Origin of the sequence: Paenibacillus apiarius, from assembly GCF_017052585.1 — a bacterium.
Lineage (GTDB): Bacteria > Bacillota > Bacilli > Paenibacillales > Paenibacillaceae > Paenibacillus_B > Paenibacillus_B apiarius.
On record NZ_JAFFHZ010000001.1, the window covers coordinates 3,075,244 to 3,101,153 of the forward strand.

20 protein-coding genes and 1 pseudogene are annotated in these 25,910 nt (G+C 51.8%); 17 read left to right on the plus strand and 4 right to left on the minus strand.

Features of this window, described 5'->3' with window-relative positions:
- Positions 1-34: 34 nt before the first annotated feature.
- Entirely contained in the window at positions 35-904 is an 870-nt protein-coding gene (locus JSQ80_RS13980) for a class II fructose-bisphosphate aldolase (RefSeq protein ID WP_206095699.1), read from the minus strand.
- An 89-nt stretch (positions 905-993) separates the two neighbouring features.
- Here JSQ80_RS13980 and JSQ80_RS13985 point away from each other — a divergent pair, with 89 nt between their 5' ends.
- From JSQ80_RS13985 to JSQ80_RS14025, 9 genes are all read left to right on the plus strand, one after another.
- Positions 994-2,049 (plus strand): SIS domain-containing protein, encoded by a 1,056-nt coding sequence (locus JSQ80_RS13985; protein WP_206095700.1) that lies wholly within the window; start codon positions 994-996, stop codon positions 2,047-2,049.
- Between the two features lie 202 nt (positions 2,050-2,251).
- Entirely contained in the window at positions 2,252-3,037 is a 786-nt protein-coding gene (locus tag JSQ80_RS13990; RefSeq protein WP_206095701.1) for a DeoR/GlpR family DNA-binding transcription regulator, read from the plus strand.
- Positions 3,038-3,562: 525 nt separating this feature from the next.
- Positions 3,563-4,045, plus strand: coding sequence for a PTS sugar transporter subunit IIA (locus JSQ80_RS13995; protein ID WP_087435341.1), 483 nt, complete (start codon positions 3,563-3,565; stop codon positions 4,043-4,045).
- Positions 4,046-4,110: 65 nt separating this feature from the next.
- Positions 4,111-4,371 (plus strand): HPr family phosphocarrier protein, encoded by a 261-nt coding sequence (locus JSQ80_RS14000; protein ID WP_087435340.1) that lies wholly within the window; start codon positions 4,111-4,113, stop codon positions 4,369-4,371.
- Positions 4,372-4,465: 94 nt separating this feature from the next.
- On the plus strand, positions 4,466-6,205 hold the full coding sequence (gene ptsP, locus JSQ80_RS14005; protein ID WP_206095702.1) for a phosphoenolpyruvate--protein phosphotransferase: 1,740 nt from the start codon (positions 4,466-4,468) through the stop codon (positions 6,203-6,205).
- Between the two features lie 249 nt (positions 6,206-6,454).
- Positions 6,455-7,309 carry a PRD domain-containing protein gene (locus JSQ80_RS14010; protein ID WP_087435338.1) on the plus strand — a complete coding sequence of 285 codons (855 nt, stop codon included), beginning with the start codon at positions 6,455-6,457 and terminating at the stop codon, positions 7,307-7,309.
- A gap of 148 nt (positions 7,310-7,457) precedes the next feature.
- On the plus strand, positions 7,458-8,978 hold the full coding sequence (ptsG, locus tag JSQ80_RS14015) for a glucose-specific PTS transporter subunit IIBC (RefSeq protein WP_206095703.1): 1,521 nt from the start codon (positions 7,458-7,460) through the stop codon (positions 8,976-8,978).
- A 147-nt stretch (positions 8,979-9,125) separates the two neighbouring features.
- Positions 9,126-10,577 (plus strand): PTS transporter subunit EIIC, encoded by a 1,452-nt coding sequence (locus tag JSQ80_RS14020; protein WP_206095704.1) that lies wholly within the window; start codon positions 9,126-9,128, stop codon positions 10,575-10,577.
- 1,597 nt (positions 10,578-12,174) lie between these two features.
- Entirely contained in the window at positions 12,175-14,958 is a 2,784-nt protein-coding gene (locus JSQ80_RS14025; RefSeq protein ID WP_206095705.1) for an endo-beta-N-acetylglucosaminidase, read from the plus strand.
- 155 nt (positions 14,959-15,113) lie between these two features.
- On the opposite strand, the gene JSQ80_RS14030 is transcribed toward JSQ80_RS14025, so the two are convergent.
- Both JSQ80_RS14030 and JSQ80_RS14035 read right to left on the minus strand, forming a co-directional pair.
- Positions 15,114-16,433: a glutamate-1-semialdehyde 2,1-aminomutase gene (locus JSQ80_RS14030; protein ID WP_206095706.1), complete on the minus strand. Its 1,320-nt coding sequence runs from the start codon at positions 16,431-16,433 to the stop codon at positions 15,114-15,116.
- On the minus strand, positions 16,430-17,431 hold the full coding sequence (locus tag JSQ80_RS14035; protein ID WP_087435332.1) for an LCP family protein: 1,002 nt from the start codon (positions 17,429-17,431) through the stop codon (positions 16,430-16,432). The genes JSQ80_RS14030 and JSQ80_RS14035 overlap by 4 nt, the downstream gene beginning before the upstream one ends.
- A gap of 235 nt (positions 17,432-17,666) precedes the next feature.
- Here JSQ80_RS14035 and JSQ80_RS14040 point away from each other — a divergent pair, with 235 nt between their 5' ends.
- From JSQ80_RS14040 to JSQ80_RS29100, 7 genes and pseudogenes are all read left to right on the plus strand, one after another.
- Positions 17,667-18,758: an ABC transporter ATP-binding protein gene (locus JSQ80_RS14040; protein WP_206095707.1), complete on the plus strand. Its 1,092-nt coding sequence runs from the start codon at positions 17,667-17,669 to the stop codon at positions 18,756-18,758.
- Positions 18,751-19,545 (plus strand): ABC transporter permease, encoded by a 795-nt coding sequence (locus tag JSQ80_RS14045; protein ID WP_087435330.1) that lies wholly within the window; start codon positions 18,751-18,753, stop codon positions 19,543-19,545. The genes JSQ80_RS14040 and JSQ80_RS14045 overlap by 8 nt, the downstream gene beginning before the upstream one ends.
- A 9-nt stretch (positions 19,546-19,554) precedes the next feature.
- A complete protein-coding gene (locus JSQ80_RS14050; RefSeq protein WP_206095708.1) occupies positions 19,555-20,340 on the plus strand; it encodes an ABC transporter permease in 786 nt (261 codons plus the stop codon).
- A 267-nt stretch (positions 20,341-20,607) separates the two neighbouring features.
- Positions 20,608-23,016, plus strand: coding sequence for a S8 family serine peptidase (locus JSQ80_RS14055; RefSeq protein WP_240463664.1), 2,409 nt, complete (start codon positions 20,608-20,610; stop codon positions 23,014-23,016).
- A 109-nt stretch (positions 23,017-23,125) separates the two neighbouring features.
- A complete protein-coding gene (bcp, locus tag JSQ80_RS14060; RefSeq protein ID WP_206095710.1) occupies positions 23,126-23,605 on the plus strand; it encodes a thioredoxin-dependent thiol peroxidase in 480 nt (159 codons plus the stop codon).
- Between the two features lie 15 nt (positions 23,606-23,620).
- Positions 23,621-23,800: pseudogene (locus JSQ80_RS29745) on the plus strand (helix-turn-helix domain-containing protein); the annotation flags it as partial.
- 189 nt (positions 23,801-23,989) lie between these two features.
- Positions 23,990-24,310: an ABC transporter substrate-binding protein gene (locus JSQ80_RS29100; protein WP_240464307.1), complete on the plus strand. Its 321-nt coding sequence runs from the start codon at positions 23,990-23,992 to the stop codon at positions 24,308-24,310.
- Positions 24,311-24,880: 570 nt separating this feature from the next.
- On the opposite strand, the gene JSQ80_RS14070 is transcribed toward JSQ80_RS29100, so the two are convergent.
- Positions 24,881-25,225, minus strand: a complete 345-nt coding sequence (locus JSQ80_RS14070; protein WP_206095712.1) for a hypothetical protein — start codon at positions 25,223-25,225, stop codon at positions 24,881-24,883.
- A 103-nt stretch (positions 25,226-25,328) separates the two neighbouring features.
- Here JSQ80_RS14070 and JSQ80_RS14075 point away from each other — a divergent pair, with 103 nt between their 5' ends.
- Positions 25,329-25,892: a hypothetical protein gene (locus JSQ80_RS14075; RefSeq protein WP_240463665.1), complete on the plus strand. Its 564-nt coding sequence runs from the start codon at positions 25,329-25,331 to the stop codon at positions 25,890-25,892.
- The last annotated feature ends 18 nt before the right edge of the window (positions 25,893-25,910 follow it).

Here is a 25,910-nt window from a genome sequence, read left to right on the forward strand (position 1 = left end):
GATTCCTCCAACATGAAGCGGGCTGTCGCAGCGGTTAACGAACCGCGTTCGCTTTGCCGATACAGCCGGCCATTTCCATCTTGCTCATCGCCAGCGCTTTCACTGCCTCTTTCGCAGGCACCATATATTTGCGCGGATCGTTTTCGTCGGGATTTGCTGCAAATACGGCTTTAATCGCATCGGAGAATGCAATGCGCAGCTCTGTGGCAACATTCATCTTCGCCATGCCATACTTGACGCAGCGCTTCACTTGTTCTTCCGGAATGCCGGAGCCGCCATGCAGCACGAGCGGAACGCTCACGCCGGAATAAATTCGTTCCAAACGCTCAAACGCAATTTTCGGTTCACCTTTATAAATACCGTGCGCGGTGCCGATAGCCGGAGCTAGCGTAGGAACGCCGGTCGCTTCGACGAATGCAGCGCATTCCTCAGGAACGGCAAGACGCGCATCTTCTTCTTCGACGACGATATCGTCTTCCACGCCGCCGACTTTGCCAAGCTCGGCTTCGATGTTGACGCCTGCGGCGGCAGCCACTTTGACAACTTCCTTCGTGCGGCTAATATTTTCTTCATATGGATGCATGGATGCATCGATCATGACGGATGTATAACCGGCGCGGATACATTTTACAATGAGATCATAATCCGTGCAATGGTCTAGATGAAGCGCGATCGGAATGGAAGAAAGCTTGGCTGCGGTCTGGGCGGCAGATACGATGTATTCCGGTCCCAAGTGCTTTACCGTACCGACCGTCGTTTGCAGAATGAGGGGAGTGTGAGTTTCTTCTGCGGCTTCCACGACCGCCTGCAGCATTTCCAAGGTGTGGACGTTGAAAGCGGTGATGCCAAAGCCTTGGTCGCGAGCCGCTTGCAGCATCGATGTAGAGCTGATGAGATGTCCCATTTGCGTAACCTCCTGCATATTATGATTGAAACAATCAAAATAATGATTTATAATTTCATTAAGATGATTATAAAGGAGGATTTTGCGGAATGTCAAACCAGAATACGCATACGTATCGTGAAATTAGCGATCAGGCTGCAGCTCTGCAGGAAGCATGGATTCAATTGCGGCAACAGCAGGATTGGATTACGAAATATATAGGAAGCGATAAGTATGAGGAGGTTGTCTTTGTCGGCTCCGGTTCTTCGTGGTATCAAGCGATGACGATGGCGGCAACGTACCGGACATGGACGGGACGAAGCGCGGTGGCGCATCCTTCCTCCGAGCTGTTCTTGTTCCGGGAACAGACGGTTGCGCCTTCGAAGAAGACGCTCTTGGTCGGGGTATCGCGTTCAGGTGAATCTCACGAAGTCATCCTCGCGTTGGAGTCGGTCAAGGATCTGCCGCATTGGACCACTTGCGGAATCACGTGCCATCCTGCAAGCAAGATGGCAGCCATGACGGAGTGCCTCGTGTCGCCGCGCGGCGCGGAGAAGAGCACGGTGATGACGAAGTCGCTCAGCAGCATGACCTTCATGATGCAGGCGGCGATTGCTCTTGGCGCAGGACAGGAGACAGCATACAAGGAACTGGAAGCTGTATTGCAATCACATGCCGCGTCCGTTACAATGTCGGATGAAACGGCAAAAGCATGGGTGAACGGAAATTCATTTAATAAAACGATTTATTTGGGAATGGGGGCGCTGTACGGTTTTGCGCTGGAAGCGTGCTTGAAGTTGAAGGAAATGACTTATACGTGGACGGAAGCATACGGTACGCTGGAATTCCGCCACGGTCCGAAGTCAATTGTCGATCCGGACACGCAAATCGTGCTGTTGCTGTCCGAGCAAGCTCGTTCCTATGAGTTGAAGGTTGCTCAAGAAATGAAGCAATATGGCGCCACGGTCGTCATTTTGACCGCACAAGCCGGTGAAGATACGCAATTTGCTGACAAGGTGATTGAGCTTGGTGCCGCACATATAAGCGATGAAGCGCGCGCTGTTTTGTACTTGCCGTTTATTCAATACAACGGTTACTATACGGCGGTGAAACGGGGGCTTAACCCGGACGATCCGCGCAACTTGACCCAATTTGTGTCTATATAACAAGCGTGAAGCGTGGCAAAAAGTGTCTCTATTTGCGTGAATCACATTCAGGATGTTCGTAACTGGCGCTGCTAACGGGGGTTCGTCCCTGCTAGCAGCTCTTGCTTTGCCGGCACGCCGCTTTTGGACCGCGTTCATCATGGGTTCAAGCCTTTTTTGCCTAGCAACAACACAAACGCATCAACCAGCAAGGAGTGATCGAATGAGTGAATCGTTATCCAAAGGCGAGCTGCGCCGACAGCAAATTTTACAGGTGTTAAAACAGAATGGACGCATTACGATCGCGGAGATGATCGACCGTTTTGAATGCTCGGAAGCGACCGCGCGCCGGGATTTGGATTTGTTGGAGCGGAAAGGCGAGCTGATTCGCACGATCGGGGGAGCGATTTTTGAAGGCGCTGGCACGGTGCGCGAAGTTCCGTTCGCAGAGAAGCGCCAACTGCTATGGTTGGAGAAAGAAGCGATTGCGAAGCGCGCTTTGGATTTCATCGAAGAGGGCGACAGCATCTGCCTGACTGGCGGAACGACGACGTTCCTTATCGCGAAGCTGCTGAAGCAGCGCCAAGGGATTACCGTTGTGACCAATGCGGTGAACATCGCGATGGAGCTGTCTGATTGCGAAGGCATCCAGGTTGTCGTCATTGGCGGCGTGATGCGGAGCAACAGCTTTGAACTGTGCGGGCCGCTCGCGGAGCGCACGATCGAGCATCTGAATATCGAGAAGCTGTTCATGGGCATCGACGGCTTCTCCACCGCCAAAGGGATTACGACGTATTCGGAACTGGAAGCGCAGACCGCCCGCATGCTGATGCGTCAAGCGCAGCAGACATTCGCAGTATTCGATTACACCAAGGTCGGCAAAGCTTCCTTGTTCTCCGTAGCTCCCGTCAATGAGCTGACGGCATGCATTACGGACCGGCTGTTGCCTGGGGATATGGCGAAGGAACTGGAACGTGCGGGAGTATCGTGCTATTATGCCAACCTGTAGAACAACGATAACTCATTAAGATTAACGTCATTTGAAACGCCCTTCCGCTTGTCGCGTATGAAGGGTTATACAAAGACTTATCCGGGTATTTGTGTTGCAGTCAGGAACGAATCGGGTATAGAAGGAATAAGACGGAATAAGTGCGATAGGGCGGTATGAATTATAGCCAGAACGCGCATCTTATGGATACCGCATAACTCATTTGCCAATGCACAGATGGCGAGTATATCTAATTTTACCCAGTCGACCGGCTTGCTTGCACATACAATATCCATCATGTTACAATGAGTGGTGAATTTACACTGCAAGTCAGCGTGTTACTAGTACGACTAGGCATGAGCTAAGGCGGCTGTTCACTGGGTGAACTGCATGCTTCAGCTCATGCTTTTTTGCTTTTCCAAAGTTTGGCACGTCTTGGCTGCCTATGATGTCGGCTGATTTATCCCGCTGGAAGTATACAATAACAGAACACTGACAGTAACGGATTATCCATAGGATAACGGTTCATACAAGGAGGAAATTTTGATGTTTGGATTTGGCAAGAAAAAGAAAACGATCTCCATTACAGCGCCCATTACAGGTAAAGCGGTAGCATTGGAGCAAGTTCCCGATCCGGCTTTCGCACAAAAAATTATCGGTGACGGGATCGCTATCGAGCCTGAACAGGGCGTGCTTGTCGCTCCATTTGACGGCCATGTCGTACATTTGATCGATTCGTATCATTCCTTGGTGCTGGCTCATGATTCCGGGCTTGAATTGCTCGTTCATATCGGCGTGAATACGGTCTCGCTGCAAGGCAAACCGTTCAAGCCTCACGTTAAAACCGGCGATAAAGTGAAAAAAGGCCAAACGCTGATCGAGTTTGATATCGCACAAATTAAAGAGGCGGGTCTGCCGGTCATCACTCCTGTTATTGTGGCTAACGGCGATGTCGTCGCTGAACTCAAAGCGAACACAGGCAGCGTAACAGCAAATTCGAATGAACTGATGGAAATTGTTCTGAAATAACGGAAACGTGGGCGCATCGCGCAAGTAAAAATAACAGTAACTTTTATGGAAAGAGGTCATGAACCATGGAAAAGCAATTTACGATTAAAAATCCGCAAGGGATTCACGCTCGTCCGGCGGGCGCGATTATGAAAAAAGCGACAGAATATGCAAATGCCCAAATTATGCTGGAGTTCAACGGCCGCAAAGTTAGCGCGAAAAGCATCACAGGCGTATTGACGCTCGGCATGAAAGCCGGGGACATCATTACCGTATCTGCGGAAGGCGATCAAGCTGCGGAAGCGATCGATGCGGTAGGCGCAGTTCTGGAAACGGTTCTTGACTAATTCATTTTACGGATACATCAGCTCATCGCAAGAAGGATAGAAGGCAGACTGTGCATTTGAAATAAGCATCAACAAAAGGAGTGGAGAAACCGTCATGCTACTTCAAGGAATCGCAGCAGCATCCGGATATGCCATCGGAAAGGCATTCGTCATGCAGGAGCAAGTGACTGCGGTGGAGCGCAAGGACATTGGAACGGACGCCATCGCAGCCGAGGTGGAGCGTCTGCAGAATGCTGTGCAGCAGGCGATGGACGAGCTGGAGCAGGTCAGAGTGAATACGGCAGCGAAGTTGGGTGAGCATCACGCGGAAATCTTCGCCACGCATATTCTTGTCTTGCAGGATGAAGAATTTATCGGTCAGGCGAAGGAAAAGGTACGCCAAGAAGCGGTGAATGCGGAATTCGCGCTTCAAGAAGTGACGCAGCAGCTTGTGGATATATTCACGAGCATGGATAGCGAATATATGCGTGAACGCGCGGCAGACTTCCGCGATGTTAGCCAGCGCGTGCTCGGCTTGCTGTCTGGCACACAGACGGCGAAGCTTAGTGACTTTGATGAGGCGGTGGTCTTGTTCGCCCATGACTTGACCCCATCCGATACGGCGCAGCTGGATCGCGGCAAGGTGGCCGGATTCGCGACCAATATTGGCGGACGCACGTCGCATTCCGCTATTATGGCCCGCTCTATGGAAATTCCGGCGGTCGTAGGCTTGCAGCAGGCGACGGAAAGCGTCAAAACCGGAGACATGATTATGCTGGATGGATCGAGCGGCATCATCTTGATCAATCCAGACGAGGATACATTGAACCTATACCGCGAGAAAAAGCAGAAGTTCGAGAATCGCCGGGAAGAAATGAAGCGGTACAAAGATAAGCCTTCCGTCACCGCGGACGGTCATGAAGTCGAGCTTGTGGCGAATATCGGCAATCCGCAGGATGCGCTAGGCGCCCGCAACAACGGCGCGGAAGGCGTCGGCTTGTACCGTACGGAATTTTTGTATATGGGCCGTGACAATTTTCCGTCGGAAGAAGAGCAATACCATTCTTATGTGACGGTATCCGAGACGCTCGGCTCCGACAAGCCCGTTGTCATCCGCACGCTCGATATCGGCGGCGATAAAGAGCTGCCTTACTTGGAGCTTCCGAAGGAATTGAACCCATTTCTCGGCTATCGCGCCATTCGGCTGTGCCTGGATCGCAAAGAGCTGTTCAAGACGCAGCTTCGCGCTATTTTGCGCGCCAGCGCGCACGGCAACATCAAATTGATGTATCCGATGATATCTGCGATAACCGAGCTTCGCGAAGCGAACGCCATCTTGGCCGAAACGAAAGCGGAACTCGATGAGGAAGGCATTGCCTATAACAAGGAAATGGAAGTCGGCATGATGATCGAGGTGCCTGCGGCTGCGATTATTGCGGATCAATTGGCCAAGGAAGTTGATTTCTTCTCGATTGGCACGAATGATCTCGTTCAATATACGATGGCAGCCGACCGCATGAACGAGCAGGTGTCCCACCTGACGCAGCCGTTCAATCCGGCGGTGCTGCGCTTAATCCGCATGGTTATCGATGCGGCGCACAAAGAAGGCAAGTGGGCCGGCATGTGCGGCGAAATGGCGGGCAATCTGAAGGCGGTGCCTATCCTGCTCGGACTTGGGCTCGACGAATTCAGCATGAGCGCAAGCTCCGTGCTTCCGGTTCGCGTGCTGCTTTCCCGTCTCAACCGGGATGAGATGAAGCAATTGGCCGAAGAAGCCCTCGCGCTGGAAACGGCTGAAGAGATTCAATATCTTGTGGTGAAACGGGTAGCGGCTGTTCAAGAATTGTCTATCTAGCACGTTGCAAGTGAATAATGCAGGCCGAGAAAGGGGATCCCCCCTTTTTCGGCGTTGCAGGCGATGTGTGATGGTTTGACACTAATTCGACAAAAAAGTTGATTATATTCTAAATTTAGACATAATTCTCTTTTTATGTTGACAATGAATGCGGTTCCAACTACAATGGTTCTACAGTTGAACGTGTTAATGCGAAAACGTTTCCATTCACGTTTTATCTTCGCAATTTCATGAGAAAGGAGCTTCACGTTGTCAGACAAGCGTCGCTTTGAAATTATACGGTCATTAAGCAACAATGTCGTATTGGCGAACGATGTGTTGACGAACAAAGAAACCATTCTCATGGGAAAAGGACTCGGATTCGGAGCTAAGCCTCGAGGAGAGCTTGTTCCGGGCGACACCCGCATTGAGAAGACATTTGCTTTAGAGAGTCAGCAGCATCTGTCGCAATATCAGATGCTTTTGGAACAGATTGATCCGGAAGTCATTACCGTTTCCGAACAGATCATTTCCATGGTGTCTGAAACGCTTACGCCGGATTTGAACGAGCATATTCACCTCGCGTTGCCGAGCCATATTGAATATGCGCTTTACCGATTGCGCCACGACATTGCGATTGAGAATCCGTTTTTGTGGGAGATACGCACTTTGAATCCGAAGGAATATGAGCTTGCCGCACAGGCGGCCGGGCTTATTGACCGGACATTCGGGGTGACCGTGCCAGAAGATGAAATCGGATTTTTGACGATACACATCCAATCGGCCGTTGCGCACGTGCCTGTCGGAAATATGGTTCAGTTCAATCATTTGTTGAAGGATCTGGTTGCGCTGATTGAAGAACGGCGGGGAAGCGGCATTCCGAAGGACAGCATTGACTATCTTCGTCTCATTACGCATCTGCGCTTCGCCATTGAGCGAATTCGCAAAGGGGAGCATTCCCGCAATCCGTTCCGGGATAAGCTGAAGGATATGGTTCCCTACGAATTCGAGGTGGCGCAGGATTGCGCTGCGTTAATGGCACGGCAGCTGAAGACGGAAGTAACGGAAGATGAGACGGCGTACATCGCGATGCATCTGTATCGGCTGTTCAATAAAGACGAGTAATTACTTACTTATTACAACCTTATATCAAGCGTGTTACTAGTTCGACTAGGCATGAGCTTGCCGGCAGGAAGCCTCTCCAGATTGGAGGGGCGGCTTGCTGCAAGTTCATGCCTTATTTTTTTGCATCATGAGGAGTTGACATAAGAGGATGTTCAAATCAATTTTCGGTCTGCTGCAAAAGGTGGGCAAGGCAGTGATGCTGCCTGTCGCCATCCTGCCTGCGGCTGGCATTTTGCTTGGCCTCGGCAATGCGTTGCAAAACCCCGACTTGATTGCCAAGCTGCCCGTGCTCGGCAGCCCCGCAATCTCAATGATAACCAGTGTGATGGAGGCGGCGGGCGGGATCGTATTCGACAATCTGTCCCTGCTGTTCGCTGTCGGGGTAGCGATCGGACTTGTTGGCGGAGACGGGGTGGCGGGTCTGGCCGCCATTGTCGGTTATTTCGTCATGAACGTGACGATGAAAGTGATCCTGCACGTCACGCCGGAAATGGCAAAGACGGACTTCTCATACGCTGTCTTGCAGGGCGTGCCTACGCTCCAGACAGGGGTGTTTGGCGGGATTATCATCGGTATTGCGGCTGCCGTGCTATACAAGCGCTTTTTTACGATTGAGATGCCGTCGTATCTCGGCTTCTTCGCTGGCAAGCGCTTCGTGCCGATTATTACGGCTGTGACATCGCTTTTGATAGGGATTGCGATGGTGTTCGTCTGGCCGCCAATTCAGCATGGGCTGAATGCATTTTCACATTCGCTCATCGACTCGAACCGCGCTCTGGCCGCATTTGTCTTCGGCATCGGTGAGCGGGCGCTTATTCCGTTCGGCCTGCATCATATTTTCTATTCGCCGTTCTGGTTCGAATTCAGCGAGTATGTGAACAAGGCGGGAGATCTGGTCCGTGGCGATCAGAAAATCTTTTTCGAACAGTTGAAAGACGGCGTGGAGCTGACGGCAGGCACTTTCATGACGGGGAAATACGTATTCATGATGTTCGGCTTGCCCGCAGCCGCGCTTGCCATGTACCATGAGGCGCGGCCCGAGAAGAAAAAAATCGTTGCCGGGGTGATGGCTTCGGCTGCCTTGACCTCGTTTTTGACAGGAATTACGGAGCCGCTTGAATTCGCATTTCTATTCGTGGCACCGGTATTGTTCGCCGTGCACGTTCTCTTCGCAGGCCTCTCGTTCCTGACGATGCATCTGCTTAACGTAAAGATAGGCATGACGTTCTCGGGCGGCGTCATTGATTACCTGCTGTTCGGCGTGATGCAGAACCGGACGCCGTACTGGATTGTCATTCCCGTCGGTTTGGTGTTTGCCGCCATCTACTACTTCGGTTTTCGCTTCGCGATCCGCAAGTTCAACCTGAGAACGCCGGGACGCGAGCCAGACTCCCAGGAGGAGGACAGTCCGGCGGCAGAAGCGGGCGAATTGCCCCGCGGCATTTTGGACGCGCTCGGCGGCAAGGACAATATCGGATCGCTGGATGCTTGCATTACGCGCCTGCGGGTGCAGGTCAAAGAAAAAGGTGACGTGGACAAGGAGCGGCTGAAACAACTGGGCGCAGCAGGAGTGCTGGAAGTCGGCAATAGCGTGCAGGCGATATTCGGAACCCGATCGGAGACGATTAAGCATCAGATTCACGAAATTATGCAGCGGGATGATGCGTAATCCGCCCAACCCCGCCCGTCTGTATCTCGGGTATATTTTCAGCGCAAGTTCATGAATGTTTGCGTTGTTGCGGTGATGATAGGTTGAAGAATAAAACTTTGGCCTTTTATCCATACTTTACTTAACAATTAAGGAGGAGAACAACACATGTTAGCCTTTTTGCAAAAAATTGGTCGGGCATTGATGCTCCCGGTCGCAACGTTGCCAGCGGCAGCCATTTTGCTTCGCTTCGGCGCGATCGACTATGTGAAAGACTTCCATATGGGAGCAACGGTCGGCGGGTTCCTGAACCAATATGTCGCTCCGTTCCTCGATGCAGGCGGCTCCGCTATATTTGATAACTTGGCCCTTATATTTGCCATTGGGGTAGCCATCGGATTTGCTTCAGACGCGGTGGCCGTATTGGCGGCCGTCATAGCACATATTATTTTACTTAAAGTATTGTCCAAAATTCCGGCGGCGTTTGCGTTCATTCCGGATGATATGAAGCTCGACATGGGCGTTATTGGCGGTATATTGGCCGGTGGTATCGCTGCGTTCCTTTATAACAAATATCATGATATTAAAGTGCCGGATTGGCTTGGCTTCTTCGGCGGCAAGCGCTTTGTCCCGATTGTCACTTCAGCGGTTATGATTCTCATAGCGATCCCGTTCGGGATCGTATGGGGACCGGTTCAACAGGCGCTCGATACATTCGGCAATTGGATTGTTGAGCTTGGGGCGACTGGATCCGGCCTCTTTATGGTAGCGAACCGGCTGCTCATTCCATTCGGCCTGCATCATGTGTTGAATGCAATCGCATGGTTCCAAATCGGCTCCTTTACCGACGCTGCCGGACAAGTATGGCAGGGCGACATTGCCCGTTTCTTCCATGGCGACCCGACGGCAGGATTGTTCATGACCGGGTTTTTCCCAATCATGATGTTCGCATTGCCTGGTGCGGCGCTCGCTATTATTCATGCGGCTAAGCCGGAGAAGCGCAAAATGGTCGCCTCCATCTTCATCGGTACGGCCATCGCGTCCTTCCTGACTGGTATTACGGAGCCTATCGAGTTCGCATTTATGTTCGTTGCTCCGGTACTGTTCGTTGTCCATGCGATATTGGCGGGGGTGTCCGGGTTTGTGACGGCATCGCTTGGCATTAAGCACGGATTCGGGTTCTCCGCAGGCTTTATCGACTATGCGCTGAACTTCCCGTTGGCGACGAAGCCGCTGCTGCTGGTACCGATTGGCCTCGTCTACTTCGTCGTCTACTACTTCCTGTTCCGCTTCCTGATTAAGAAGCTGAACCTGAAGACGCCGGGACGCGAGGATGAGGAGGAGACAGAAGGCGGCGCGGATAACACGGTCAACGCCAACTCCAGCCTGCGTGATAAGGCGGAAAAGGTCGTCGGGCTTATCGGCGGTAAAGATAACATCATTACGAACGAAGCATGTATTACGCGCTTGCGCTTGACGCTGAAGGACGACACCGTCGTCGACGAAGCGGGCTTGAAGGCGCTTGGCGCGGCCGGGATTATGAAGCTTGGCAAAGGCAACGTCCAGGTCGTGTTCGGGACGCAATCCGAGCTGTTGAAGGAAGAAATCAAGAAGCTGTAACCTAAGATTGCTATAATGACAACGGCTCCGTATCCATAAGATGCGGAGCCGTTTTTGTTGCCGTGGGATGTATTCGGTTGCCGATTGGAATGCCGGGAGCAGGGCGTGAGAGTATATTTAGGGCCATTCCAGTAGACTCAGCTCTATTTGACCTTAGAAAACTCAATATTCGAATTGGAAGTGTGCCCTCTGCCATAAAGAGAAGCATTCTGACAAATGGGGAGGGTATTGTACTATTTATTTTTCGCGTACAAGAAATTGTATTTGCCGGCGTGCTTCAACTCATCAGTCAAATGACGTTGCGGAACGGTTGGGAGGGGGCCTATACTCTGGTGATTTTGACTGACATCAGCAGTTAACAGCCACTTGGTTAAATAACGATTCCAGCACCGTCCAAGCGCTCTATGGCGAGGTTGAATGGAAGATGTAAAAGTGGAGGGAAACAGCTCCAACTGCAATTATACAGTTGAGAAATCTCTTTTAACGCCAAGCGTCACGCTAGACTGCAATCATACAGTTCATTTTCGCGAAATCGTATAAATAATGGAAGATAATTGGCGTTGGACTGCACATTTGCAGTTTAAGCGGTGAAAAAAGCAGTATTACTCCAAAATAACTGCACAATTGCAGTTCTCCGTTTTTTCACCTGTCTCGAACAGGTTGCACCCTTCTTAAGCTTGGCTAGATTAAACTAGTTGGCGGCGTATTGCGGAGAGGGGCATATCGTTCGTTGTCAGTTTCCTGTTACTCTCCCCTTCCATCAGTAAAAAGAATTTCCGTCTGTCGCAGGCGCTAGGCGGGGTGTGCACAAAGGGTGGTGTTGCAGTATCTTCTGAGAAGCAATATTGCCACAGAGATATACTCTAAATCAACCCCGTCCAAACGGAGAGATGCCCCTTCTGAACGAGAGGGAGAGTGGAGAAAAGTACCTGGCAGCGTGTCGTAAGCAGCTGGAAATGCAGCTTTCTTTAGTTCATTCATATCGTTACTCTGAGTGCAATGAGCTGCTGCATCAGTGTGTAGTTAGGTTAATTAGGGACACGCCTGTTGATTGCTTTATTATTACTGCCTGCTAGCTTGAAAATTGATCGTTGATAAGGGGACGCCAGTTATAGCGATTTAACTTGGCTTGGATAACAAGCTGCCTCCGCTGGATTTGTCCAATGCTTTCTAGAACGGATCGAGCCTGCGTGTCATTCTATTGGAAATGATCCATTAGGAGCAGGTCAAATTAGCTCAAGACGAAGGAAGTGGGCGGCGATTTGATAGGACATGTTCCAGCGGAATCCTCGAATACTGCGTGTTTTAGGGGAAAAGACTGCGCTATTTCCAATAACATTTTCATTTCCGCTCCGAATCTGCATCGCTCAGGCTGAACGGAAGAGGAACGCAGCCGATTTTTAGTGGTAAATATTAAAGATTTGGTGTACCAATTAAAGATATTGCGCCAAATGGAAAATCCCATCCTTTTCACTGGATAATATAGGGTATACAATGAATTTGCATATCAAATTGTAAGCGCTAACATATTTGTGCGTTCAGATGGTACTTCCTGATGTGAGTTATTAATTATGTGGGAGAGAGGAAGAGGTCACGAATGAAACGATTACAACCGACGGTTATGTCCAAACAACGAATGAAAAGCAGCCTTGCCGTATTCGTAAGCACGGCGATGCTGGCGGGCTCCTTGATGGGGTTTGCCGGTCAAGCGGAAGCTGCGCAGCCGCATTCTTCCTATTGGTATCCGAACACGCTCTTGGAGTGGTCACCGGCAACAGATCGGGATGCCGCCTTCAATAAAGGCAGCGTCAAGCTTGTACAGGATCGCGTGAAAGGTTATAAAGTGAATCCAAATGCGCTGGAGAACCCGAAATTGATGGCGCTCGCATCCATGTACCCGAATACGAGCGGGGTGCCTTCGCAAGGCTCGGAGAAATTCAATACATTTACGTTCGGCTATTGGCAGTATGTGGATAAGCTCATCATGTGGGGCGGCTCCGCGGGCGAGGGCCTGATCGTGCCGCCAAGCGCGGATGTCATCGATGCCGCCCACAAGAATGGCGTGCCCGTTTACGGAACCGTATTTTTCCCGCAAAAAGAACACGGCGGCAAACTCCAATGGCTGCGCGACATGCTGCAGCAGCGTGAGGACGGGTCGTTCCCAACAGCGGACAAATTATTAGAGGCGGCGTCATATTACGGCTTCGACGGCTGGTTCATCAACCAAGAAACGCAAGGAGCCTCGCCGCAAGATGCGCAATTGATGCAGCAGTTTATGAAATATTTGCAGCAGCACAAGCAGCCGGGCATGGAGATCATTTGGTACGACTCCATGATCGACCAAGGCCCCGTCTCTTGGCAAGGCGCGTTGACGGACAGAAACAGAATGTTTTTCCAAGACGGCGGCGAGCGCGTGTCCGATACGATGTTCCTTGATTTCCGCTGGCAGTATTCCGGTTATGCGTTCCAAAACTCTCCATCTGTCGCCCAAAGCTTGAACCGGAGCCCTTATGACCTCTACGCGGGCATCGATGTAGAAGCAAACGGGTACAATGGCACGTTCAACCTGCCTGCTTTGTTCCCGGAAGGCGGCAAAGCGGCGACTTCCTTGGGCATTTATCGCCCGGATTGGGCTTGGAACAGCTCGAAGACCCATGAAGAGTATATGGAGAAAGAGTCGACGTTCTGGTCGGGCTATGAGCATAATCCGGCCGCAACGCCGCCGCGTCCGGGAGCCGGTGATGCAACGAAGTCGAGAACGTGGCGTGGAGCGGCCAACTATTTCGTGGATAAGAGCGTCATAACCGGTCCCGAATTCATCACCCACTTCAATATGGGGAACGGGCATCTGTTCGCCGTGAACGGAGACGTGGTCCGCAGCCGGGATTGGAGCAACCGCAGCCTGCAGGATATCCTGCCGACCTGGCGCTGGATTGCCGAGTCCGAAGGGACGGGACAGGCGCTGCAGCCGTCCTTTGATTATGAGAACGCTTACTATGGCGGCAGCTCGCTCAAGGTATCGGGCGATCTTCGGCCGGATTCGGCTACGCACGTCAAGCTGTACAAGACAGACGTCCGGGTTGAACCGACGATGGTCGTATCGGCTACATATAAGGCCAATGACGAGAACGCGAGAATCCAGATCGGAGTATCCTTCAATGATGCGCCGGAGCAATATGTGTATCTGGATCCGGCATCCGTCGAGCTGGCGGACGGAACGAGTGTCACGGATGCGGTGTATAAGAACAAATGGGTGCGTTCGACCGTGACGTTGGCGACTTATGCGGACCGCACCATTGCGGGGATTTCACTGAAAGTCGATTCGCCGGAACCGATTGACGGCTTGCAGGTGAACATCGGCGAGCTGTCCATTCGCAAAACGGATGCGGCAGCCCCGCAGCTTGGCGCGGTGAACGGTCTTCAAGTGACGGAAGCCGACTTCCGCGACGGCGTTTACGGCGATGCCCGCCTCAAATGGGAAGCGCTGGGGGAAGAGGCGCTTTACTATCAGGTGTATCGTGTCAAGCCGGACGGTGCGCGGGAACTGATTGGCGCGACGGCGAACAATGTGTATTACGTTCCGGAAATGAAGCGCATTGACAAGGAAGCGGCAACGGCGCTGGAGGTCGTGCCGATTAACCGTCACTATGAACAGGGTGAACGCGTATCGGTCTCCCTCGAGTGGCCGGGTTACCCGCAACCAACTGCCGACTTCGAAGCGGATCAGACGTTGATTGCGCCGGGCGACACCGTGAAGTTCGCGGACAAATCGTCCGAGGTGACGGAGAGCTGGCTGTGGAACTTCCCTGGCGGCCATCCGGAATCGAGCGCGGAGCGGAATCCGCAGGTTCGCTACGATCAGGAAGGCGTATATGAGGTGACGCTGACGGCGAAGAACAGCGAGGGCGCAGATTCGATCACGAAGAAGCTGATTACCGTCACTAAGGAAGCGGCTGGCGGCATCGCCGACTTGGCACGGAACAAGAAGACGGATGCGAGCAGCTATGTCAATTCGAATGAAGCTCCTCGATTCGCCGTCGACGGCAATGACCGCACCAAATGGTGCGCGGTGGGCGACGGGCCGCATTGGCTCACCGTTGATCTGGGTGCCGTGCGTCAAGTGAGCGAATTCGTCGTGAAGCATGCGCAGGCCGGCGGAGAAGGGGAAGCGTTCAATACGCGCGCATTCCGGATTCAGCTGAGCTTGGACGGAGTGAATTGGAGCGATGCCGTCGAGGTGAAGGATAATACCCAGGGCGTCAGCAAGCACGCAATTGGCCTGACGAAGGCGCGCTATGCGAAGCTAATCGTCGATAAGCCTACGCAAGGAGGCGATACGGCGGCGCGCATTTATGGCTTCGAGGTGCGCGGCTTGAAGTAGCCGGCAAGAGACGGCGGCGATGGGATGAAAGCGGAATCGGCAGTGGTATTTCAGCGCTATGCTGACATGCAGAAAATAACGATATTGCTGTATAACGAAAGACGCCGGGCTGCATGGCAGCTCCGGCGTCTTTGCGTAATAACCGCTGTGGAATTTTATGCGTTAGCCATGCGGCGGAATGATTCGTGCGCTGCTTCGATCGTGCGCTCGATGTCCTCGGCAGTGTGTTCCGTCGTCAGGAACCATGCCTCATACTTCGATGGCGCAAGGCAGATGCCTTGATCGAGCATGTTGCGGAAGAAGGCAGCGAATGCTTCGCTGTCCGTCTCCTGCGCCTCCGCGTAATTCGTCACCGAATGGTCGCAGAAATGCGTCGAGAACGAGCCGCGGATGCGATTGATGGCGAGCGGTACGCCGTAACGGTCGGCTCCTTCCTGGATGCCTGCGGTCAAGCGGACGGACAGATCCTCCATCCGTTCATACACGCCTTCCTCGCGCAGCACCTCGAGACAGGCGATGCCTGCGGAGATGGAGGCCGGGTTGCCGGCCATCGTGCCCGCCTGGTATGCCGGTCCGAGCGGCGCGACCTGCTCCATAATGTGCTTGCGTCCGCCGTAGGCCCCGATGGGGAGGCCGCCGCCGATAATTTTGCCCATGGCCGTCAAGTCTGGCTCGATGGCGGCAAAGTCAGGGAAGACGCGATATGTCTGCGCCGAACCGTAATGGAAACGGAACGCGCTGATGACTTCGTCGTAGATGACGAGCGCGCCGTACTCGCGGGCCAGCTTGCACAGCCCTTCGAGGAAGCCTGCCTGCGGCATGACCATGCCGAAGTTGCCCACGATAGGCTCGACCATTACGGCAGCTACGTCATCGCCCCAACGCTCCAGCGCCGCCTTCAGGCTATCGAGGTCGTTGAACGGCACGGTGATGACTTCACTTGCGATGCTCGTCGGAATGCCGGCGCTGTCCGGAATGCCCAAGGTGGACGGGCCGGAGCCTGCGGCTACGAGCACGAGATCGGAATGGCCGTGGTAGCAGCCGGCGAACTTGATGACCTTCGTGCGCTTCGTGTAGGCGCGCGCGACACGAATGGTCGTCATGACCGCCTCGGTGCCGGAATTGACGAAGCGGACCTTGTCCATGGACGGGATCGCTTCCTTCAGCATGCGGGCGAGCTTGATTTCGAGCTCGGTCGGCGTGCCGTACAGCGTGCCGTTCTGCGCGGCGCGCACAATGGCTTCGGTTACGTGCGGATGCGCGTGACCGGTAATGATCGGGCCGTAAGCGGCCAGATAGTCGATATATTTGTTGCCGTCAACATCCCAGAAGTAAGCGCCTTGCGCGCGCTCCATAAATACGGGCGCGCCGCCGCCCACCGCTTTGAACGAGCGGGAAGGGCTGTTTACCCCGCCGACGATATGCTCCAGCGCTTGTTCATACAGTTGTTCGGAACGATTTCGGTTCGTAGTCATGTAGACGAATCTCCTTTATTGTTGTTGTCACCGGATGCGGATGCTTTATCATCCAAGGCGTCTTGAATGTACTGCTTCAGCTTGTCCTGATCAATGACTTGCAGCACGGCGGAATTGTTAATGGTCGCGTCAGCGACATTATCCATCGCCGGAAGCTGGTGGCTTGGCCCTATGGAGCTATCATAGCCCAAGGAGGCCAGCTTAATAATGTCGTCCGCCGACAGGTTCGTTTCCACGTAGGGGGCGACCTCTTTAATCAGGTGAGGCAGCTGAATGATGGACCAGGCGGACTTCAATTTGTCCGCAACGGCGGTTAAGAGCTCGCGCTGCCGCTGGGTACGGGCAAAGTCGGACATGGCGTCATATCTGAAGCGGACGTACATAAGCGCGGTTTCTCCGTTCAGCAGCTGCTTGCCCTTTTTCAAGTCGATATCGTATTGATGTTTATCAGCCTTGCTGGTATACTTCATGTTCTTCTCCACTTCGAATTCAACGCCGCCCAAGGCGTCGATAAGCTTGATGAAGCCTTGAAAATCCGTATACACATAATATTGGACGTCAAGTCCGGTAAATTCGCTCGCCGTCTTCATGGCAAGCTCGGGGCCGCCGTAGGCCAGCGCTGCATTCATTCGATCTTTGCCGAATCCGGGAATGTCCACATATGTGTCGCGCAAAATAGAAAAGAGGTTTGCCCGTTTCGACTTCGGATCGAAAGAGGCGAGCAGGATGGAATCTGAACGCGGAACCTCGTCCTTGTCCATTCCTCGCGAGTCGCCGCCCAGCAGTAAAATATTGACGCGCTCTTCGCCCTCCCATTTCGGAGGTTCCACCGCTTTCCGGTCGGGAAGCTTGCTGACGACAGGAGTAAAACGGGACTCCTCGGGCTTCTTCTGCAGGCTGTCCAAGCTGTCGTACATGGCCCAAACGTAATATCCGACACTGCCGACTATAATGACGCTCACCGCGATGAGGGCGCGCTTCCAATACTTTTTCCACATATGTATCGTCCTTTCCGTATCCGGCGGCGAATGAAGGGAATTTCATGGTGTCAGATCCGGCGCATTCATTCAAGTCGTCGTACGTGCTATATTAAATGTTATGGATAATGACCCGCATCTTGTCTATCCAATTATAGAATCTTTACGATGTTGAATCAATTCGCGTCCACGGAGAGCAAGGCCGGGACGTCCAACGCTAACCAAGCAAATCTAGGAAAGGGTGAACCATACAGCAATGAATGCCATAGAAGTACGGGATTTGCGAAAAACGTTCCATGTGCAAAAAAACCGCGAAGGGCTGAAAGGCGCTTTGCTTGACTTATTTAAAAGAGAATATAACGAAGTGATGGCCGTCAAAGACATTTCGTTTACGATACCGCAAGGAGAAATATGCGGATATATCGGAGAGAATGGAGCGGGGAAGTCGACCACAATCAAGATGCTGACCGGCATTCTGGTGCCGACCGCAGGCGAACTCCGTGTAAACGGCTATATTCCGTATGCGGAACGGGAGAAGTTCGTGCGCGGCATCGGTGTCGTCTTCGGACAACGCAGCCAGCTCTGGTGGGATATCGGCGTCATCGAATCGTTCCGCCTCCTGCGCAAGGTGTATCGCGTGTCGGAGGCAGACTTCAAGCGGCGCTTGGATGAGCTGGTGGAGCGGCTGCAGCTGCAGGAGCTCTTGAATCGGCCGGTGCGCAAATTAAGCCTTGGCCAACGGATGCGCTGCGAGCTGGTCGCCTCCTTGCTGCACCAGCCGTCCGTGTTGTTTTTGGATGAACCGACCATCGGTCTGGATATCGTCGTCAAGACAGAGATCAGGGACTTTCTCAAGTCGCTCAATCAAGAGCACGGCACGACCATCTTGCTGACGACGCATGACCTGCAAGATATCGAGGCGCTGTGCACGCGTGTCGTCATGCTGGATGACGGCCGCATCATCTATGACGGCAGCTTGGATACGCTCAAGTCGACGTGGGGCAAGGGGCGCGAGGTCCGCTTCCAATTTGCCAAGCCTATGCGGGCAGGGGATACGGAAGCGCTGACGTCGGGCCTGGATGTCAATTGGACGATGGATTCGCCGTATGAAGCGAGCGTGTTCGTCCCGTTTGCCACGAATGTATCCGAGGTGATCGGGAAGGTCGTGGGCGGCGCCTCCATTTCGGATTTGAAGCTTATCGAGACGAACACCGACGACATCGTGCGGGAAATATACCGGACGGGAAGCGCGGAGGCGCCGGAAGCGCGAATTGCAGAAGATGCTTCCGAGGCTGCCGCGGCCCGGGAAGAGAACGGGAAAGAGAAGGATGCGGTGACTCATGGCTAGCGCATATTTAGAACTGATACGCATTCGATTTCTAATGATGCTCGCTTACCGCGTCAATTATTATTCCGGTATTTTAATCTATACGTTAAGCATTGGAGTGTACTATTTTACATGGCAGGCCATTTATGGGGGACAAGGGACGATTGCGGGCTTTACCGCGGATCAGATGACGACATACATCGCCGTCTCCTGGATGGCGCGCGCCTTTTATTTCAACAACCTCGATCGGGAGATTGCCAATGAAATACGCGACGGAAGCGTAGCGATACAGTTCATCCGGCCTTATAATTACATTGTCGTGAAGATGATGCAGGGATTTGGAGAAGGGCTGTTCCGGCTGCTCTTGTTCATGGCTCCGGGCATGGTCATCGCCTGCATTTTGTTCCCGGTGCAGCTTCCGCATGAACCGAAGCTGTGGCTTGTGTTTGCCTTTATGCTGTTCATGAGCTTTCTCATCAACTCGCAGTTGAACATTATCACCGGCTTGACGGCGTTCTTCGTGGAAAATAACGAAGGCATGATTCGGATGAAGCGGGTCGTGGTCGACCTGTTCTCTGGCGTCATTGTGCCGATATCGTTCTTTCCAGGGTGGCTTATGCTGCTGAACCAATGGTTGCCGTTTCAGGCGATTACGTATTTGCCGAGCTCCGTCTTCACCGGCCGGATCGCAGATAGCCAAATTCTTGCCGTAGTCGGCATCCAATTGCTCTGGTTCGCCATTCTCATTATTCCGATCGTCATCATGTGGCGCGCCGCAAGACAGCGGTTGTTCGTGCAAGGGGGGTAACGGCAGAAGATGTATTATATCGGACTCATCGGCGAATATTTGAAAAACTATATGAAGACGCGCTTAACTTACCGGGCGGACTTCTGGGTGGAAGTCGTGTCGGATCTGCTGTTCCAAGCGACGAACCTGATCTTTATCTTCGTCGTCTTCATGCATACGCCGACGCTAGCGGGCTGGACGCGTGACGAGATGGTGTTCGTCTACGGCTATTTCATGATTCCGTACGGCATATTCAGCTGCTTCTTCAATCTGTGGAACTTCAGCGAAAGATATATTGTAAAAGGGGAGATGGACCGCATCTTGACGCGGCCGGCCCACAACCTGTTTCAAATCTTGCTCGAAAATGTAGATCCGCCGGCGCTCATCGGTTCTGTCGTGGGCGCGCTCATTATGGGCACATGCTGGATGCGGCTGGGGCTCGGCTTCGGCTTGGCGGAGCTGCTGCTGTTGCTGCTGCTTTTGGCAGGTTCGGTGCTTATCTACTTCGGCATATATGCGGCGCTCACTTCGATCTCGTTCTATTCTGATGCGCCGACCGGCATATTGCCGCTCATCTGGAACATTCAGAGCTACGGACGTTATCCGCTGACGATATACAACCGCTTCATTCAAGTGTTGTTGACATGGATACTGCCTTTCGCCTTCGTCGGCATTATTCCGGCTTCGTATTTCATGGCAGGCAAAGGGATGACGCAGTTGGCCCTTCTAACGCCGATTATCGGTTTGCTGTTCCTGACGATTGGCCTCACGATGTGGAATGTGGGCGTAAAACGGTATCGTGGAGCGGGATCGTAGACATTTATACAATTGGAAATAAACACCAAAGCTTTCTTCGTAAAATGGCGGAGAAAGCTTTTTTTTATTCTAGCAAAGAAAACTATTGAAAAAGAATTATTTTCCTTTATATTATATTCATATACATTTTTGTTCAATCCTTCAAGCTTTTATGTTGGTTACTCCCATTTTTTTCGGATTGCGTGAAAATGTAAATCGTCAGACACGGAGGTGATGTTGTCCTTATTACTCGCACATGCGAGAGTATGTCATTCGAAACGAGGAGGAATGAATTTGGTGAAGATGAAAAACAAAAAAGTGCTTTCTCTGGTGATGTCGCTTGCCATGGCGCTCAGCCTGATGACTCCGGTGGCCGGGGCATATGAGAGCCCCCCGTCGAACGGTCAGCCTGACCGCATGCTGCATCTGAGAACAGGCAGCGTGGACCTGCAGGAAGGCTCATGGAACGATGGGCTTATGCAGGAGGAGGGGGAAGCGGAACGTCAATTGTTCGTTGTCCAATTCAATGATGTCATTACAGAGTCATCCAAGCAGCTACTGCTCCAGAATGGAGCGGAAATCGGAGATTACCTTCCCGATTTCGCTTATCTGGTACGTATGAACCCACAGCAAGCCGGCAGCCTCGCCGCACACGAACTCATTTACAACGTCACTCCATATCAAGCCAAGTGGAAGGACGGGACCATTCTTTCTTCAGAACACAGCCAGCCAGACACTTATATTATCTCGGTATTTAGAGGAAGCGAATCCAGCGTAGCCGATATGCTGCAACAGCAAGCGGCTGAATCAGCCATCGTGCATGAAGGCTTCATCGAAGCTGTACTGAGCGATGAACTGATTCCCCAAGTGCTTCAGCATCCAGATGTCACATTTGTCGAACCGAAGCCGGTAGAAGAGGTATACAACGATTTCGTAACCAATCAAGTCGGAGCGTCCACGCCGACCGGCGTATGGAGCAAAGGGCTGACCGGCCAAGGCCAAGTCGTCAGCGTAGCTGACAGCGGCCTGGATTCAGGCAATCTGAGCACGCTGCACAAAGATTTTCAAGGCCAGCTCCATGCTACGCCTGCCCCTAATCCGTCAACCGGAACGTGGTCTGACACGAACGGGCACGGCACTCACGTGGCCGGCTCGGTTCTCGGCAACGGAGCGATGTCGAACGGCAAGTATAGAGGAACCGCGTACGGCGCCAAGCTGCTCTTCCAAGCTATTGGCTGCGGCGGAGACTCCATATGCCCTGGCGATGTGCGGGAATTGTTCGGCACGGCGAAGCAGCAGGGGGCATCCATCCATACGAATTCTTGGGGAGCCCGCTTTAATTATTCATACAATGCGAACTCTTCGCGCGTTGACGAGTTCACGTTTGGCAACAAGGACTTCACGGTATTGTTCGCTGCCGGGAACGATGGGAGCTATAACAACACCATTTCATCTCCTGGCAACGCCAAAAACACGATTACAGTCGGCAATCTGCTGAAAAGCAATCCGAACCAAATCGCCCCTACCTCCAGCAGAGGCTACGCCGTCGACGGCCGGATCAAACCGGATCTCGTCGTAACCGGCTCCAACATTATTTCGACCCGCTCCTCAGCTTCGTCCAGACAGCCTAATCCGAACGAATACTACACGAGCCTATCGGGCACTTCCATGGCAACTCCGGCCGTAGCCGGATCGGCGGCCATCGTCCGCCAATTCTATATCGACAAGAAGAATGTGACTCCATCGTCGGCGCTCATCAAAGCTACGCTCATTAACGGAGCGGATGATGTAGGCTACGGCTGGATGAGCAGAGAGACAGGATGGGGCCGCGTGAACCTGGTCAATTCGCTCTCTCCAACAGACGGCAGACAAGGAGATTTCGTCGATAACAAGACGGGCATCAGTACAGGAGATTCCACATCGTACCGCGTTAAAGCCTCAGCTGGCAAACCTTTGAAAGTCTCTCTGGTGTGGAGCGATTATCAAGGAGCCGTTCAAGCAGGCAAGCAACTGGTTAATGACCTCGATCTTGAAGTAAAAACTCCGAGTGGCGAAATACTTAAAGGCAACTGCTTTGTGCAAAACACGGCAAGCTCTACCTGCTCCAACTATGACCATGTGAACAACGTCGAAAATGTGTATCTGTCGAACGCGGTGACAGGTGAGTATACCGTGACGATCAAAGGGTATAACGTGCCGCAAGGGTCGCAGCCGTATGCTCTGGTCGTATCGGGGAACGCTGCCGAAATTCTCGGCGAAGGCGGACCGGCTCCGGTGGAGCTGAAGGCGCCAGAGCAATTGACCGTAACGGCTCTGACTTACAACACAGTCAGCTTGTCATGGACCGATACGAACGGGACTGGTCAAGGAATTACTTACGAGGTGTACAATCAAGAGGAGAAAATAGGGACTAGTGAAACAACGAGCCATACCGTAACAGGCCTTATTCCCGAGCAAACCTATACGTTTACAGTGAAGGCTGTTGACTTGCAAGGGAACGCGTCTCCGCTGAGCCAATCGGTGACTGCGAAGCTCCCTGCCGAACCAGCCGATTCGTGGAAGGCAAGATACGCCTACAAGCTGAACGATCTGGTGTCATACGAAGGCAACATTTATAAATGCGTGCTGGCACATACATCGCTGGAAGGCTGGGAACCGCCTAACGTGCCGGTGTTATGGTCCCGCGTGCAGCAATAAGCAAACGGACAACGCTCAGCGGACGTCCCTTTTTGAAAACGGATGCTGCAAATGATAAGCTAGAGGCAGCAAAGCGATGGCCATGGCCATCCGAAAGAGGTGTATTCTTATGACGCAATCCGTACAAGTGCAAGTCGGGCAGGCCGTACCTGATTTTACGTTGCCGGCTTCCGGCGGGCAGGACGTCCGCTTAAGCGATTACCGCGGCAAGAAGGTCGTCATTTACTTTTATCCGAAGGATATGACACCGGGCTGCACCCAAGAATCATGCGATTTCCGCGATTACCACGGGGATTTTGCAACACATAACGCCGTAGTGCTCGGCATTAGCCCGGACGATCTGAAATCTCATGCCAAATTCATTGAGAAGCATAGCCTTCCGTTCACTCTGCTCTCCGATACGGAGCACAAGGTGGCCGACCTGTTCGGCGTATGGCAGCTGAAGAAGATGTACGGCCGGGAATATTACGGTATCGTGCGCTCAACCTTCCTTATCGATGAGGAGGGCAAGCTGGCCAAGGAATGGCGCAACGTAAAGGTGAAAGAGCACACGACAGAGGTGCTTGAGGCTGTGCGTACTTTGGGATAACCGAATAATGAATAGGTGGAGCGGCTCAAGGTCTGGAGACTTTGGGCCGCTTTTGCTGAGAGTGAAATCAATTACAGCCCGATCCAATATTTGACGCAAATCAGAATAAAAGAAGCTAAAGAGCTGCTGCTTGCTTCGGATGCGACTCTGGAAGAGATAGCAATACGCGTCGGGTATCCGGACAAGTATTATTTCAGCCGGATTTTAAAAAAACATACGGGAACATCGCCCATTCAATTCAGAAACCGACTTGGCACGGTCGATAAAAATGCAAATCGTCCATTGAGATGGCGCAGAACATCCATTGGCGGCAGAAAGCTGGAGTATTATAGTAACAATGATAATAATAATCGTTATCAATGTTACAGAGAGGGAGATATATCCATGCTTAAAAGCACAAAGATGTTAGCCGCCATCCTGTTCTGTCTGAGCTTGTTTTTGAGCGCTTGCTCGGGAGCTTCGACAACCTCCGGGAGTGTTACGGGAGGCGTTCAAGCAGCACCGGGGCAGGAATCGCAGGCGGGAACGGCTGACAAGACCAGGACCATATCGACGATAAAGGGAGACATCAAGATTCCGGACAAGCCTCAGCGTATCGTCGTCGATCTCTACCTTGGCAGCTTCATCGCATTAAACGTGAAGCCGCTCGGCACCCCGGAGAAGAACTTAAAAAAACCTATTATTCCAATAAGCTCGAAGGAGTAGAATATATCGGGGAATATGAAGCGATCTCGCTTGAGTAAATCGTGGCGCTGCAGCCCGATTTGAAGCCATCTACCAAGCTCTCGGTCGTAAGCTTCCCGCCAAACACGCAACGGAAATAAGGGAACAGCAGTCGGTGGAAGTATCGATGGAAGTCATCCATGAATTTGCAGGCGACTACATTATTTTCACTTCAGACAAGCATACGTAGCGGACTTAAAGTCTGATCCGATCTGGGGAACGTTGGATGCGGTCAAAAACGATCGTGTATATATTTGGAAGAATCGTGGTATTTTGATCCGATTGCGACTTTGTCACAAATGGAGGAGCTCGCCCCATGGTTAGCCGGGGACGGGGAGTAGCTCCAGACCGTTACTCTTCCCGGTATTTTCACTGTGAGTGATAAAGAGCATTTTCCCAATGAGCCGCGAAAACGCGGCTTTTTTATAGCGGGTGTCTGCAAAAGGGGGATAGAACCATTGGACAGATTCCAATGTAACCTGTGGAAACAGATAGACACGCCTGTTTCACTCTACATTATCCAATAGGTTCTATTCATCGCCTTTCTGCTTTTTATTTTCTTTTAACTAAATAAATGATGGCAAATATGGTGAAATAGAAAAATGTGCACGCCATAGAAATATCCTTAATCGTATTATCTCCGGAAAAAATTTGAATAAAAAAATTAATCCCTAAAATGACAACGTGTGCAATGTGAACTTTCGTCACTTTTGCCACGCCGTCTTTCTGCTTTCTATCGTCTTTTAATTTTAAAATGAATACCAATACAAAGAAATATATAATTGCGCACGAAAGGGCAATATCCTTCATTAGTTTATCTCCGACAAAAAATTGAATAAAAACATTAATTGCTAAAATGACAGCGAGGGTGATGTAAGCCTTTGTTATATTCCTCAAAAAAATCACTCCTATCCATAAAATTAATTTCTTGACAATATTATACACCATGATAACATGATAAGTGTATTTAATTTCCTTACAAGAAAGGGTGCGTGGAACAGTGTTCAAAAGCTTTGGAGTCAAGGCAATTTCGCTTGTCACCGCTATTGCTGTCACCGTTTTTTCTTTAGGAAGTGTGGCAAGTGCAACTGCAAGTAATGTCAATACGCCTGTTAGCGGAGAAGGCGTGATTTCAAATGAAAACTTTGTTCAAGCCCAAAAAGTTCTCTCTGCGATTGAAAGAATGCCCGACAGTGTGATTAACAGCGGTCCTGATGCAATCATTGAGTGGTTAAATAAGAATACTGATTTGCAAATTTCCGAGTTTGGAACAAGCGGAGTTGTAGGTTGCGTGTCGGCAGTAGGGTTAGCTTTGGCATCTCTTATTTTTGCGCCTGCAAAGATTACGAAAATAAAAGATGCCATTAAAGCAGCCGGCGGTACTGTGAAATTTGTGAATAAAGTGCTGGAAACCTATAAAGTTGCCAAAGGAATGGGCATCGGCACCATGGAGGCGATAAAAATGGGGTTGCAGGATGCCGCGAAAACTGCCGGGAAGGAAGTTATAACAGCCCTAATGGGAATTTTTGGCGTAGGCAGTGTATATTCCAGTTGCTTTGAATAAAATCAATTCGTACATATA

Bases quoted from the DNA above. Each gene is read 5' to 3' on its own strand.
- JSQ80_RS13980 (WP_206095699.1), bottom strand. From the start codon at position 904: ATGGGACATCTCATCAGCTCTACATCGATGCTGCAAGCGGCTCGCGAC.
- JSQ80_RS13985 (WP_206095700.1), top strand. From the start codon at position 994: ATGTCAAACCAGAATACGCATACGTATCGTGAAATTAGCGATCAGGCT.
- JSQ80_RS13990 (WP_206095701.1), top strand. From the start codon at position 2,252: ATGAGTGAATCGTTATCCAAAGGCGAGCTGCGCCGACAGCAAATTTTA.
- JSQ80_RS13995 (WP_087435341.1), top strand. From the start codon at position 3,563: ATGTTTGGATTTGGCAAGAAAAAGAAAACGATCTCCATTACAGCGCCC.
- JSQ80_RS14000 (WP_087435340.1), top strand. From the start codon at position 4,111: ATGGAAAAGCAATTTACGATTAAAAATCCGCAAGGGATTCACGCTCGT.
- ptsP (WP_206095702.1), top strand. From the start codon at position 4,466: ATGCTACTTCAAGGAATCGCAGCAGCATCCGGATATGCCATCGGAAAG.
- ptsG (WP_206095703.1), top strand. From the start codon at position 7,458: ATGTTCAAATCAATTTTCGGTCTGCTGCAAAAGGTGGGCAAGGCAGTG.
- JSQ80_RS14020 (WP_206095704.1), top strand. From the start codon at position 9,126: ATGTTAGCCTTTTTGCAAAAAATTGGTCGGGCATTGATGCTCCCGGTC.
- JSQ80_RS14025 (WP_206095705.1), top strand. From the start codon at position 12,175: ATGAAACGATTACAACCGACGGTTATGTCCAAACAACGAATGAAAAGC.
- JSQ80_RS14030 (WP_206095706.1), bottom strand. From the start codon at position 16,433: ATGACTACGAACCGAAATCGTTCCGAACAACTGTATGAACAAGCGCTG.
- JSQ80_RS14035 (WP_087435332.1), bottom strand. From the start codon at position 17,431: ATGTGGAAAAAGTATTGGAAGCGCGCCCTCATCGCGGTGAGCGTCATT.
- JSQ80_RS14040 (WP_206095707.1), top strand. From the start codon at position 17,667: ATGAATGCCATAGAAGTACGGGATTTGCGAAAAACGTTCCATGTGCAA.
- JSQ80_RS14045 (WP_087435330.1), top strand. From the start codon at position 18,751: ATGGCTAGCGCATATTTAGAACTGATACGCATTCGATTTCTAATGATG.
- JSQ80_RS14050 (WP_206095708.1), top strand. From the start codon at position 19,555: ATGTATTATATCGGACTCATCGGCGAATATTTGAAAAACTATATGAAG.
- JSQ80_RS14055 (WP_240463664.1), top strand. From the start codon at position 20,608: ATGAATTTGGTGAAGATGAAAAACAAAAAAGTGCTTTCTCTGGTGATG.
- bcp (WP_206095710.1), top strand. From the start codon at position 23,126: ATGACGCAATCCGTACAAGTGCAAGTCGGGCAGGCCGTACCTGATTTT.
- JSQ80_RS29100 (WP_240464307.1), top strand. From the start codon at position 23,990: ATGCTTAAAAGCACAAAGATGTTAGCCGCCATCCTGTTCTGTCTGAGC.